This is a genomic window from Thioclava sp. ISO4 (assembly GCF_058105145.1).
In genome coordinates this window covers 90,880-103,524 of sequence record NZ_CM176571.1, presented here as the reverse complement: position 1 = coordinate 103,524, position 12,645 = coordinate 90,880, and the positions used below count along the sequence as shown (strand labels likewise).

Genomic DNA, 12,645 nt, shown 5'->3' with positions numbered 1-12,645 from the left:
CTGGTCAGGTCTCGGCGCTCTCGTTACGGGTTTCGATATCGAGAGCGAGCGAGTCGATCAGGCTGTTGACCCCGTATTCGAGGGCGACCTGCGCTTCGGGGGGCATCGCCGACAGCATCGCCTTCGCGCGCGCGTTCACTTTTGGTCGCGCTTCGGCATAGAGGGCGCGGCCCTCCGGGGTGCATTCGTACTCCCGCAGTCGTCTGTCGCTGTCGGGCACGAACCGTTCGATCAGCCCCCGCGCTTCAAGCCGGGTCGCCGCACGGCTCACCTGCACCTTGTCGAGCGTGGTGCGCCGCGCGATGTCGAGCGAGCTGATCCGACCGACCCCGTCCAGGATCGACATGAGCCGCCATTCCTCGCGCGTCAGGCCATATTCGCGCGAGTAGACATCCTGCAGACGACGGGAGAAGGCTTCTGCCGCGACGGCCAGACGGTAGGGAAAGAACTCTTCGAGCTTCATGCAGTCTCCGATTTACACACCCAACCCTACGACCGTTTCGTTCGCAATGAAATGACTTATCTCACGCGCGATCGTCATGCTCCAGGGCAGCGACGAAGGCCTCGAGCTCGTCGAGAAGCCGGGTGATCCGCTCTGCGCCGATTTCGGCCTCGAGCTTGGCATAGATTTCGGCGCTTTGGGGCGAGACGTCGCGGAGGAAGGCGGTGCCAGCCTCGCTCAGTCCGACGCTGGCGCGCCTGCGGTCTTCGCCATCGCGGCGGATTTCGATCAGTCCACGGGTCTCGAGCGCGCGCAACATGCGCGTCAGCGAAGGAGCCAGCACGCAGGCACGTTCGGCAAGCATCGAAGCATCGAGCGGCCCGCTTTCGCGCAGCACTCGCAACACGCGCCATTGCTGCTCGGTCACGTCATGCGCGTTGAGCATCGGGCGGAAACGCTCCATCACCAATTCCCGCGCCCGCAGCAGGGCGATCGGCAAGGAGCGACGCGGGGCGTTCAACTCGAACCCGTCCGGCCGCTGTCGGGGGGCGCTGTCTTGGGTCATCGAAACCTCGTTCCTGTCAGGTGGCGGGCAAAATCGGTGGGTTTGGGGCAGTTGACAAGTCTCGATAAACTTAACATGTTAATAAAAGTCACGGGAGGAGAATCGTGCCGCATCTCAAGATCGAATATTCCGCAGGGCTGGCGGAGCGCGTCGATATTTCGGCGGTCTGCCATGCACTGCATGCCGCGATGGTCGAATGTGGTCTCTTCCCGGTGGCCGGAATTCGGGTGCGCGCCTTTTGCGCCGATCATGCGATCGTGGCCGACGGGCTGCCGGAAAACGATTTCGCCGCGTTGACGCTTTCGGTGGGGGCGGGGCGCGACACGGCGACCTTGCGCGCGGGGGGCGATGCGATTTTTGCCGCCGCCCAGACCGCGCTTGCCGCTCCGCTGGCCACCGAACATTTCGCGCTCTCGCTCGAAATCCGGGTGATCGACCCGGAGCTGAGCTGGAAGCAGACACCGATTCACGCCCGCCTGTCGGGCCAAGCCAAGGGTAAGTGATGACCGATCTGACGGAAAACCTGCGCCGCGCCGAAGGCTATATCGCGCATTTCGCGCAAACCGGCGTGCGCAATCACATCGGAGGTGAAAGTGTCGAGGCCGCATCCGGTGCCACCTTCGACACGCTTTCGCCCGTCGATCTGAAGCCGCTGGCAAAGGTCGCGAAAGGCGGAGCCGAGGATATCGACCGCGCGGTCGCTGCCGCGAAAGAGGCGTTCAAGACCTGGAGCAAGATGCCCGGAGCGGACCGCCGCAAAATCCTGATCAAAGTCGCCGAGGCGATCGAGGCGAATGCCGAGCGCATCGCCTTCACCGAATGCCTCGACACCGGACAGGCGCTGCGCTTCATGTCGAAAGCGGCACTGCGTGGTGCGGCCAATTTCCGGTTCTTTGCGGACAAAGCCCCGGCGGCGGAGGATGGTCAGGCTCTGCGCAACGCGACGCAGATGAACGTGACCTCGCGCCGCCCGATCGGCCCCGTGGGCGTCATCACCCCGTGGAACACGCCCTTCATGCTGTCCACCTGGAAGATCGCCCCAGCGCTGGCGGCGGGCTGCACGGTGGTGCACAAGCCCGCCGAATTCTCGCCGATGACCGCCAAGCTGCTGGTCGAGATCGCCGAAGAGGCGGGGCTGCCGAAAGGGGTTCTGAATCTCGTGAACGGCTATGGTGAGGATGCGGGCAAGCGGCTGACCGAACATCCCGACATCAAGGCGATCGCCTTTGTGGGCGAAAGCCGCACCGGTTCGATGATCATGGCGCAGGGGGCGGCGACGCTGAAGCGCGTGCATTTCGAACTCGGCGGGAAGAACCCCGTGATCGTGTTCGACGATGCCGATATCGACCGCGCCGTCGATGCCGCGAGCTTCATGATCTATTCGCTCAACGGCGAACGCTGCACCTCGTCTTCGCGGCTTCTCGTGCAGGAGAGCATTTACGACGAGGTCTGCAAGCGCGTCGCCAAGGTGGCGGCGAATATCAAGGTCGGCCATCCGCTCGATCCGGAGACGGTGGTGGGGCCGCTGATCCATCCCGAGCACGAGGCCAAGGTGCTGTCTTATTTCGAGACCGCCCGCAACGAAGGCGCGACCATCGCGACCGGCGGCGAGAAAGTCGGCGATCAGGGCTGCTACGTCGCGCCCACGCTGTTCACGCAGGCCCGCAACGATATGACCATCGCGCAGGAAGAAATCTTCGGCCCGGTGCTGACCGCGATCCCCTTCGCCGACGAAGACGAAGCGCTCGCCTTGGCCAATGGCGTCGATTACGGGCTGGCCGCCTATCTGTGGACCGCCGATCTGGACCGCGCGATGCGGATGACCGACGCGCTCGAGGCGGGCATGATCTGGGTGAATTCGGAAAACGTGCGCCATCTGCCCAGCCCGTTCGGCGGCGTGAAGGCCAGCGGGATCGGCCGCGATGGCGGTGACTGGTCCTTCGATTTCTACATGGAGACGGTCAACGTTTCCTTCCCGCGTCAGGCGCATCGCGTGCCGCGCCTCGGCTAACGACAGCGGGCGGTCGGAGGAGGCCGCCCCGATCTTTCCTCAAGGGAGCGAGACATGCCCATTCCGGCCCCGAATCTGTATCCGCCGTTCAACATCATCCGCCTCAGCCATGTCGTCTTCGGCGTGACCGATCTGGCCGCCAGCCGCGCCTTCTATGTCGATACGCTGGGGCTTCAGGTGACCGACGAGGACGACCGTCATATCTTCCTGCGTGCGATGGAAGAGCGCGGGCATCACTCGGTCGTTCTGGTCAAGACGCCCGAGGCCAATGTGCGCTCGCTCGCCTTCAAGCTCTTCGACGAGGGCGAGCTGGACAAGGCGCATGACTGGTTCACGTCCGAGGGGCATTCGGTCGAATGGGTCGAGCGTCCCTATCAGGGCCGCACCCTGCGTACCCATGACTGTTTCGGAATGCCGATCGAGTTCTATTTCCAGATGGACCGTCTGGAACCGATCCACCAGAAATACGCGCTCTATCACGGCGTGAAGCCGCTTCGGATCGACCATTTCAATTGCTTTGCCAGCGATGTCGATAAGGCGGTCGAGTTCTACAATCGCATCGGCTTCCGCGTCACCGAATATACCGAGGATGAAGAGAGCGGACGGCTTTGGGCGGCATGGACCCATCGCAAGGGCGGCGTGCATGACATCGCCTTCACCAACGGCCTTGGCCCGCGGTTGCACCACACCGCGTTCTGGGTGCCGACGCCGCTCAACATCATCGATCTGCTCGACCTGATGTCGACCACCGGCTATGTCGCCAATATCGAGCGCGGACCGGGCCGTCACGGCATTTCGAACGCGTTCTTCCTGTATATCCTCGATCCCGATGGCCACCGGATCGAGATCTACTGCTCGGACTATCAGACCGTCGATCCCGATCTCGAGGCGATCCGCTGGGATCTGAAGGACCCGCAGCGCCAGACGCTGTGGGGGGCGCCCGCGCCGCGCTCGTGGTTCGAGCATGGCTCGCTGTTCCAAGATGTCGAGCCGGTCGCCAGCGATATGAAGGCCACTCCGATCATCGCGCCGTGAGCGGGTCCCCGCAGACAAGCCCTTGCAGGAGAGACAGGATGGATGTTCAGGACTTCGAGACATGGTCGCGGCGCGCGGCGTCATGGGGTGTGAAATATCGCGAAACACTCGATGCCCGCCCGGTGCGCGCGCGCACGGCGCCCGGCGAGATTTACCGCGCGATCCCGTCCAAGCCGCCCGAAACCGGCTGCGAAATGGAGCGGATCTTTGACGAGTTCGAGAGCCTGATCGAGCCGGGCATGACCCATTGGCAGCATCCGCGCTTCTTCGCTTACTTTCCCAGCAATGCAGCCCCCGTGTCGGTGGTGGCGGAATATCTGGTCACCGCTATGGCCGCGCAATGCATGCTCTGGCAGACCTCCCCGGCGGCGACCGAGCTGGAAACCCGGATGATGGAGTGGCTGCGCGACGGGCTGGGGCTGCCCGAAGCGTTCTCGGGCGTCATTCAGGACAGCGCCTCGTCCGCGACGCTGGCGGCGGTCTTGATGATGCGTGAGCGTGCGCTGGACTGGCAGGGCAATCGCGTGGGGCTCAGCCAAGCGCCGCGCTTGCGGATTTACTGCTCGGATCAGGTGCATTCCTCGATTGACCGGGCGATCTGGATCGCGGGGATCGGTCAGGACAACCTTGTGAAACTGCCCGCCGATCCGCGCAGCGGCGCGCTCCCGCCCGACGCGCTGGAGGCGGCGATCCGCGCGGATCTGGCGGCCGGGTATCAGCCCGCCGGGGTAATCGGCTGCGTGGGGGCGACCAGCACCGGGGCATGCGACGATATCGGAGCGCTGGTGGCGGTCGCGCATGCCCATGATCTGTTGATCCATGTCGATGCAGCCTGGGCCGGTTCTGCAATGATCTGTCCCGAGTTCCGCACGCTTTGGGCCGGGATCGAGGGTGCGGATTCCGTCGTCTTCAATCCGCATAAATGGCTGGGCGCGTCCTTCGACTGCTCGGCCCATTTCATTCGCGACCCCGAGATGCTGGTGCGCACGCTGGCGATCCAGCCCGAGTATCTCAAGACCCATGGCCGCGACGGGATCGTCAACTATTCCGAATGGTCCGTACCGTTGGGACGCCGTTTCCGCGCGCTCAAGCTGTGGTTCCTGCTGCGCTTTCATGGGCTTGAGGGGCTGCGCGCGATGATCCGCGATCACGTTCGCTGGGCGGGGATGTTGCATGACCGGCTGGCTGCGACCCCGGGCGTTGAGATCGTGACCGCCCCGGTGCTGTCGCTGTTCTCGTTTCGCCGGGCGGGCGCATCGGATGACGATACGATCTCGCATGTGAGCGCGATCAATGATGACGGGCGCATCTATCTCACCCAAACGCGGGTCGGCAACCGGCTTGCGATCCGCTTTCAGGCTGGGTCCTTTGCGATGAGCGAATCCGATATCGACATCGCCTATAGCGCCATTCTCGACGGGCTGGGACTTTCACAGGAGGGACTGTCATGACTCTGGCACTGCCGCGCATCGCGGCGTTTCGCACCGGTGGCACGGATCGCTACGGCGTGGTGCAGGATGACGGCATCGTGGATCTCACTCCAGAGTTCGGCGCGCGGTTCGCGACCCTTCAGCAGGTCGTCGAGGCCGGCGCGCTGGAAGAGGTCATCGCGGCGGCGGAGGGCCGCGCGTCTGATTATCGCATCGACGAGGTCGAGTTCCTGATCCCGATGGCGGCCCCGGAAAAGCTGATCTGTATCGGGGTGAACTTTCCCGACCGTAACGCCGAATACAAAGACGGGCAGGCCGCGCCGCCTTATCCCTCGATGTTCATCCGCTTCCCGCGCAGCTTCACGGGCCACGGCCAGCCGCTGATCCGTCCGCCGGAAAGCCCGCAGCTCGATTACGAGGGCGAGGTTGTGATCGTGATCGGAAAGGCGGGTCGCCGGATCGCGAAGGAAGACGCCTACGGTCACATCGCCGCGCTGACCCTGTGCAACGAGGGCACCATCCGCGACTGGGTGCGTCATGCGAAGTTCAACGTGACGCAGGGCAAGAACTGGGACCGCTCCGGCGCGATGGGCCCGTGGTTGGTGCCGTTCCGCGACGCGACCCAGCTGGACGATGTCGAGCTGACCACGCGCGTGAATGGCGAGGTTCGCCAAAACGATCGCACAGGCCGGATGATCTTCGATTTCCGCTATATCGTGAATTACGTCTCCACTTTCACGACGCTGGTGCCGGGCGACGTGATCGTGTGCGGCACGCCGACCGGGGCAGGGGCGCGGTTCGATCCTCCGATCTGGCTGCAACCGGGCGACGTGATCGAAGTCGAGGCCGAAGGCATCGGCCTGCTGCGCAACACCGTTGCGGATGAGTCGACATGCTGAGCCCCGATCAGATCGCACAGGCCGCCGATGACCTGCTGGCCGCCGAAGAGGCGCGCAAACAGATCGGGCTGCTGAGCCTGCGCCATCCCGGCATGACGCTGGACGACGCCTATGCAATCCAGTCGGCGCAGATGGCGCGCAAGCTGGCGGTGGGACGGTCGATCCTTGGCTGGAAGATCGGGCTGACCTCGAAGGTGATGCAGGCCGCGCTCAAGATCGACACGCCGGATTCTGGCGTGCTCTATGACGATATGCTGTTTGCCAGCGGGGCGACGGTGCCTGCCGGACGTTTCATCCAGCCGCGGGTCGAGGCCGAGATCGCCTTCGTCATGAAAGCGCCGCTCGACGCCACGGCGGATCGCGCGGCGGTGCTGGCCGCGACCGATTACGTGACCCCGTCGCTCGAGATCCTCGACACCCGCATTCTGCGCGCCGATCCCGCGACCGGGCAGGCGCGTGTAATCGTCGATACCGTGTCGGACAATGCGGCGAATGCGGGGATCGTGCTGGGCGAGGCGCGTCACGATCCATCTCAGGTCGATCTGCGCTGGACCGGAGCGATCCTGCGCAAGGATGGCGAGGTCGAGACGACCGGGCTAGGCGCGGCGGTGTTGGACGATCCAGTGCAGGGACTTGTCTGGCTGGCGCGGCGAATGGGCCAATACGGCCAGCGGATCGAGGCGGGGCAGGTGATCCTGTCGGGGTCGTTCATCGCACCGATCGAGTGCCCCCCGGGGACCCGGATCGAGGCCGATTTCGGCGCTTTCGGGGACGTGTCCATCGCCTTCGATTGAGGCCGCAGGTCATGCCAGCCCGGCGGATTGCTGTTCGCGAGGTGCGATCGGCGTCCGTTTCGAATAAGCTCAAGCAACCTTTTATGGACGGCCCCGCGTATCCGTTCAGCGGGTGCCGAGGTCAACAAGGAAGAAAATCACGATGGTCGATCTGCCAAGAAATTCGTTCAAAGCGGCGCTGAAAGCCTTCGAGGTCCAGCGTGGCTGTTGGTGCACGATGAGCGACCCGCTCGCCACCGAGCTGATCGCTGGCTGCGGTTACGACTGGATGATGTTCGACACCGAGCATTCGGCGCTCGATGCGCGCAGTGTCTTGCCACTGCTGCAGGCGGTGGCCCCCTATCCTGTTTCGCCGATCGTGCGGCCCGGATCCCTCGACGCGGCGGAGATCAAGAAATTACTCGACCTCGGCGCGCAGACGATCCTCGTGCCGATGGTGCACGATGCAGAGATGGCGCGCGCGGCGGTGGCGGCGGTCGAATATCCGCCGCAGGGCATGCGTGGGGTTTCCGGCATGAACCGCGCCACGCGCTTCGCCAAGATTCCCGGTTACCACAAGATCGCCCGGGAAGAGATCTGTCTCGTCGTGCAGATCGAGAGCGTCGAAGGGCTCTCCAATCTCGAGGAGATCGCCGCCGTGCCCGGGGTGGATGGAATTTTCGTCGGGCCTGCGGATCTGGCCGCCTCGCTTGGGCATCCGGGCGAGCCTTCGCACCCCGAGACCACTGCGGCGGTGCTCGACGCGATCGCGCGCATCCGCGCCGCGGGCCTGCCGCCGGGCATCCTGACCACCGACGATGAGGTCTATCAGCGTGCGCTCGAGGCCGGTGCCGTCTTCGTCTCACGTGACATCGACCTGATCGCCCTGCGCAAGGGGCTCACTCTCGGCTGACGGCGCGTGCGGATGGGCCCGGGGTCACGTGTAATGAGATGACGTTCCAGAACGCGGTCCGCATTCAGATGGGCAACGGCGCATCCTGCTTGAACTGATGCATGACGATCTGGCTCTGCACCCGCGCGACGGTGGGGTGGGCCAGCAGCACGTCGTGGATCAGCCGGTGGAGCGCCGCCAGATCCGCGCAATAGACCCGCAGCAGATAATCGGCCTCCCCGGTAAGGGTCCAGGCCGAGGTTATCTCGGGCTGCAAGGAGACCAGGCGCGAGAATTGCTGCGCGGGCTCCGCCCCGTGGCGCAGCATCTGCACCTGCACGAAGGCCTGAACCGCAAGCCCAAGCCGCGCCGCGTCGAGCCGCGCGCCATAGCCTCGGATCAGCCCCTCGGCCTCGAGCCGCTGCCGCCTGCGCCCCACCTGACTGGGTGACAGGTTCAGTCGCTCGCTCAAATCCTGCGAGGTCAGCTGGGCATTCTGCTGCAATTCCGCGAGAAGGCGTTTGTCGATTTCGTCGATCATGCGGGAATTTTGCGCCCTTTTTTAAGAAGATGCAATATTCCCGCAAATCTTAGGGATTGTATGCGCGACTTCGCGCGGAACGAGCATCCGTCCCGGGCTATCCTCTTCGCAGCGCAAACAGGAGGAGAAATCCATGGGACCGTTCCCGCACGATGCCCCGCAATCGACCATCACCGAGGAGAACCCCGCCGGCACGGACGGGTTCGAATTCGTCGAATTCGCCCATCCCGATCCGCAAGAGCTGCGCGATCTCTTCGCGAAGATGGGCTACGAGCATGTCGCCAACCACAAATCCAAGCCGGTCGAGCTTTGGCAGCAGGGCGACATCACTTACGTTCTCAACGCCGACCCGGACAGTTTCGCGGCCCGTTTCGTGGAGGAGCACGGGCCCTGCGCACCCTCGATGGCATGGCGCGTCGTCGATGCGCAGCACGCCTTCGATCACGCGGTGAAGAACGGCGCGGAGCCTTACGAAGGGGCGGACAAGACCGTCGACTGGCCCGCGATCAAGGGGATCGGCGGCAGCCTGATCTATTTCACCGACCAGTATTACGACACCTCACCCTATAACGCGGAATTCGACTGGCTGAAGACGTCGAAGCCGAAAGGCGTGGGCTTCTATTACCTCGACCACCTGACCCACAATGTCTTCAAGGGCAACATGGACAAGTGGTTCAACTTCTATGGCGATCTGTTCAATTTCCGCGAGATCCGGTTCTTCGATATCGAGGGGAAATATACCGGTCTCTATTCCCGGGCGCTGACCTCGCCCTGCGGGCGTGTCCGCATCCCGATCAACGAGGATCGCGGCGAAACCGGCCAGATCGTCTCCTATCTCAAGAAATACAAGGGCGAAGGCATCCAGCACATCGCCGTAGGCGCACGCGACATCTACGAGGCGACCGACGCGATCGCCGATCGCGGCATCCGCTTCATGCCGGCCCCGCCCGAGACCTATTACGAGCTCAGCCATGACCGCGTGACCGGGCACGAGGAGCCGGTCGAGCGAATGAAGAAGCACGGTATCCTGATCGACGGCGAAGGCGTCCTTGGCGGCGGCGAGACAAAGATCCTGCTGCAGATCTTCTCGAAGACGGTGATCGGGCCGATCTTCTTCGAATTCATCCAACGCAAGGGCGATGACGGGTTCGGCGAAGGGAACTTCAAGGCGCTCTTCGAGTCGATCGAGCGCGAGCAGATCGAAAGCGGCGAACTCGTCGCGGAATGACCTTCTGAGCGAAGGCTTCGGGTCAGGTTGCTGCCTGGCCCGAATGGGCTATCGGCTCTCTCGAGAGCGAAGAGAGACCGTTTGCAGTGCCTGGTCCGAGTATTGCTCCGAGCGTCGGATCGCATGGCAAGACACCGCACCGGGAAAGTTCATGCAGAACGGCTTCGCGCGACCCTTGGAAGTTGAACGCGGCGTCTTCCGTCTCACTTCAGTGCTCGCCTGACATGGCGCCAGGCCACGATTGGGCATCTGAAATGTCAGCCGAATAACCAGATTCCGGGTCGCTTCTGTAAACCGACCTGTAAACCAGTGCCCCGATTTTCAGCTAAGTAGTGGAGGCGAGTACCGGAATCGAACCGGTGTACACGGATTTGCAATCCGCTGCGTCACCACTCCGCCAACTCGCCACCGTGGTGTTGGCGTCAGATACGGTATCGCAAGCGTCCGCGCAAGAGGTGAGTTGCACCCGCGATGCATTGTGCGCAGGCGACGTCGGCTCTGAGCGCAAGAGCAGGTCCGAAGGCCCTCTCGCACAACTTGCTCAGACCCTGCTTCTGTGGCAAAACCGGCCACAAGGGTTTGCTACCGAAGAGTTCTCGACATGCAAGATTTCGCTACGCGCCGCACCATGATGGTCGACACGCAGGTCCGTCCCAGCGATGTGACCAAATTCCCGATCATCGCGGCGATGCTGCATGTGCCGCGCGAGCAATTCGTGCCCGCGGCCAAGCGCGAAGCCGCCTATATCGGGGAAAACCTCGAACTGGCGCCGGGCCGCGTCATGCTCGAGCCGCGCAATTTCGCGAAGATGCTCGATGCGCTCGACATCCAGCCCGACGATCTGGTCCTCGATGTGGGCGCGGGGCTCGGCTATTCCTCCGCCGTGATCGCGCGGATGGCCGAGGCGGTCGTCGCGCTCGAAGAGGAAGAGATGGCCTCGCAGGCAGAGACCGCACTGGCCGAGACCGGGTCCGACAATGTCGCCGTCGTCACCGGCGCGCTGACCGAGGGCGCGGCGCAGCACGGCCCCTATGACGCGATCCTCATCGAAGGGGCGGTCGAAACCGTTCCCGCCGCGCTGATCGAGCAGCTCAAGGAAGGCGGCCGGATCACCGCGATTTTCATGGAAGGCGCTCTCGGGGTCGCTCGGATCGGTTACAAGATCGACGGTGCGATGAGCTGGCGCGATCTTTTCAATGGCACCGCACCTGTCCTCCAGGGGTTCGTGAAGCCGCGTGAATTCGTGCTCTGAGGAGCACATCGAATAGGCTAGCTGTTTTGCAGGATATGCAATCGGGCGCTGAGCCGGTAGAATTTGAAGCAATCGCGCCCGGCGGCAGAGGGACACCTGCATCTGCGGCGGTACTGGAAACGAGGGATATTCGATGCTGCGCAAGACACTGACTTTGACCGCTTTGGTCGCGGCAACCGCTTTTGGGCCGGTCGCGGCGGGGGCGGAGACGCTCGCTGACGCTCTGGTTTCGGCATATCGCAATTCGAACCTGCTGGAGCAGAACCGGGCCGCGCTGCGGGCCGCCGATGAAGACGTCGCGCAAGCCGTCGCGAATCTGCGCCCGGTCCTGCAATGGACCGCGAGCTACGACTACCTCAATTCCGACGCCACCGGGGCGATCTCGCAAAGCGCCTCGACCTCGCTCGGCGCGTCGATGACGCTGTTCGATTTCGGTCGCAACAAGCTCAATGTCTCGATGAAGAAAGAGACCGTTCTGGCCACCCGCGAGGGTCTGCGTTCGGTCGAGCAGAACGTGCTGCTGTCGGCGATCCAGGCCTATTCGGACGTGAAATCGGCCTCCGAGCAGGTCGCCATCAACCAGAATTCGGCGCGCGTCCTGAACGAAGAACTCAAGGCCTCGAACGACCGTTTCGAAGTGGGCGAAGTCACCAAGACCGACGTTTCGCTTGCACAGGCGCAGTTGGCCTCCGCCCGCGCCTCGCTCGCTGCGGCACAGGGCAACCTGCGCTCCGCACGCGAAGCCTACAAGGCGGCGACCGGCCATTACCCGAACAACCTCGCGGCCTTCCCGAAGCGTCCGTCTCTGCCGGGCTCGCTCGATGCGGCGCGCGACATCGCGCTGCGCACCCATCCGAGCATCAAGCAGCTGCAGCACACCGTCGCGGTCTATGACCTCGGCGTGGATTACGCCCGCGCCAATCGCCTGCCGAAAATCACCGGTTCGCTTGGTCTGAGACAGGAAGAGCAGGGCGTTCAGACGCAATCCGCCGGGATCGAGCTGAACCAGACGCTCTATTCGGGTGGCGCGCTGATGTCAGCGCAGCGTCAGGCCGTGGCGAACGATCAATCGGCCCGCGCGCAGCTGAGCCAGGCCGGCGTGACGGTCTCGCAAAACGTGGCCAGCGCCTGGGCGGCGATCGACATCGCGAAGGCGCAGATTTCGGCTTACGACCAGCAGATCAGCGCGGCGCGCACCGCCTATCAGGGCGTCAAGGAAGAGGCGCTTCTAGGCGCGCGCACCACGCTCGACGTGCTCTCGGCCGAACAGGACCTGCTGGATGCGCAGGCGGGCCGGATCGACGCGGCGGCCACTTTGCAGGTAGCTTATTATCAACTTTTGTCCGCTATGGGTCTGTTGACGGTAGAAAACCTGAAGCTTGGAATTCCGACCTATGATCCCGCGGCCTATTACAACTCGGTCCGCTCCGCGCCCCTCACGCTCAGCCCGCAGGGCAAGCGTCTGGATCGCGTGCTCAAGGCCATCGGCCAGTAACGACCGAACGGTGTTTCGGCGGGCTTTCGGGCCCGCCTGCCGCGCCGATGTGGCGCAGGCATTGCAGCCTCCGGGTGTCCCT

13 protein-coding genes and 1 tRNA gene are annotated in these 12,645 nt (G+C 63.7%); 10 read left to right on the top strand and 4 right to left on the bottom strand.

From position 1 onward, the window contains the following. Nucleotides 1-4: 4 nt before the first annotated feature. Both AC2TZ7_RS00560 and hpaR read right to left on the bottom strand, forming a co-directional pair. Entirely contained in the window at nt 5-463 is a 459-nt protein-coding gene (locus AC2TZ7_RS00560) for a MarR family winged helix-turn-helix transcriptional regulator (RefSeq protein WP_078521164.1), read from the bottom strand. Between the two features lie 61 nt (nt 464-524). Beyond that, complete coding sequence (gene hpaR, locus AC2TZ7_RS00555) at nt 525-1,007, bottom strand: homoprotocatechuate degradation operon regulator HpaR (RefSeq protein WP_273071191.1); 483 nt, start codon at nt 1,005-1,007, stop codon at nt 525-527. Nucleotides 1,008-1,111: 104 nt separating this feature from the next. Between hpaR and AC2TZ7_RS00550 the strand changes: the two genes are divergently transcribed. The 7 genes from AC2TZ7_RS00550 to AC2TZ7_RS00520 all read left to right on the top strand — a co-directional run bounded on the left by AC2TZ7_RS00550 (nt 1,112) and on the right by AC2TZ7_RS00520 (nt 8,068). Further along, a complete protein-coding gene (locus AC2TZ7_RS00550) occupies nt 1,112-1,510 on the top strand; it encodes a 5-carboxymethyl-2-hydroxymuconate Delta-isomerase (protein ID WP_489865528.1) in 399 nt (132 codons plus the stop codon). Beyond that, nucleotides 1,510-3,018: a 5-carboxymethyl-2-hydroxymuconate semialdehyde dehydrogenase gene (gene hpaE, locus AC2TZ7_RS00545; RefSeq protein ID WP_489865527.1), complete on the top strand. Its 1,509-nt coding sequence runs from the start codon at nt 1,510-1,512 to the stop codon at nt 3,016-3,018. The genes AC2TZ7_RS00550 and hpaE overlap by 1 nt, the downstream gene beginning before the upstream one ends. A 54-nt stretch (nt 3,019-3,072) precedes the next feature. After that, nucleotides 3,073-4,053, top strand: a complete 981-nt coding sequence (hpaD, locus tag AC2TZ7_RS00540) for a 3,4-dihydroxyphenylacetate 2,3-dioxygenase (RefSeq protein WP_489865526.1) — start codon at nt 3,073-3,075, stop codon at nt 4,051-4,053. 38 nt (nt 4,054-4,091) lie between these two features. Further along, nucleotides 4,092-5,504, top strand: a complete 1,413-nt coding sequence (locus AC2TZ7_RS00535) for a pyridoxal phosphate-dependent decarboxylase family protein (protein ID WP_489865525.1) — start codon at nt 4,092-4,094, stop codon at nt 5,502-5,504. Further along, nucleotides 5,501-6,382: a fumarylacetoacetate hydrolase family protein gene (locus AC2TZ7_RS00530; RefSeq protein WP_489865524.1), complete on the top strand. Its 882-nt coding sequence runs from the start codon at nt 5,501-5,503 to the stop codon at nt 6,380-6,382. Before AC2TZ7_RS00535 ends, AC2TZ7_RS00530 begins: the two co-directional genes overlap by 4 nt. Continuing rightward, nucleotides 6,376-7,176, top strand: coding sequence for an FAA hydrolase family protein (locus AC2TZ7_RS00525; protein ID WP_489865523.1), 801 nt, complete (start codon nt 6,376-6,378; stop codon nt 7,174-7,176). Before AC2TZ7_RS00530 ends, AC2TZ7_RS00525 begins: the two co-directional genes overlap by 7 nt. A 142-nt stretch (nt 7,177-7,318) precedes the next feature. Further along, nucleotides 7,319-8,068 (top strand): HpcH/HpaI aldolase family protein, encoded by a 750-nt coding sequence (locus tag AC2TZ7_RS00520; RefSeq protein WP_489865522.1) that lies wholly within the window; start codon nt 7,319-7,321, stop codon nt 8,066-8,068. Between the two features lie 64 nt (nt 8,069-8,132). On the opposite strand, the gene AC2TZ7_RS00515 is transcribed toward AC2TZ7_RS00520, so the two are convergent. After that, nucleotides 8,133-8,588, bottom strand: a complete 456-nt coding sequence (locus AC2TZ7_RS00515; protein WP_489865521.1) for an Lrp/AsnC family transcriptional regulator — start codon at nt 8,586-8,588, stop codon at nt 8,133-8,135. A 133-nt stretch (nt 8,589-8,721) separates the two neighbouring features. Between AC2TZ7_RS00515 and hppD the strand changes: the two genes are divergently transcribed. Continuing rightward, complete coding sequence (gene hppD / locus AC2TZ7_RS00510; RefSeq protein ID WP_489865520.1) at nt 8,722-9,816, top strand: 4-hydroxyphenylpyruvate dioxygenase; 1,095 nt, start codon at nt 8,722-8,724, stop codon at nt 9,814-9,816. Nucleotides 9,817-10,149: 333 nt separating this feature from the next. On the opposite strand, the gene AC2TZ7_RS00505 is transcribed toward hppD, so the two are convergent. Next, nucleotides 10,150-10,223 (bottom strand) — tRNA-Cys (locus AC2TZ7_RS00505). Nucleotides 10,224-10,417: 194 nt separating this feature from the next. Between AC2TZ7_RS00505 and AC2TZ7_RS00500 the strand changes: the two genes are divergently transcribed. Continuing rightward, a complete protein-coding gene (locus tag AC2TZ7_RS00500) occupies nt 10,418-11,068 on the top strand; it encodes a protein-L-isoaspartate O-methyltransferase family protein (protein ID WP_489865519.1) in 651 nt (216 codons plus the stop codon). A gap of 133 nt (nt 11,069-11,201) precedes the next feature. Beyond that, a complete protein-coding gene (locus tag AC2TZ7_RS00495; RefSeq protein WP_489865518.1) occupies nt 11,202-12,563 on the top strand; it encodes a TolC family outer membrane protein in 1,362 nt (453 codons plus the stop codon). Nucleotides 12,564-12,645: the final 82 nt, after the last annotated feature.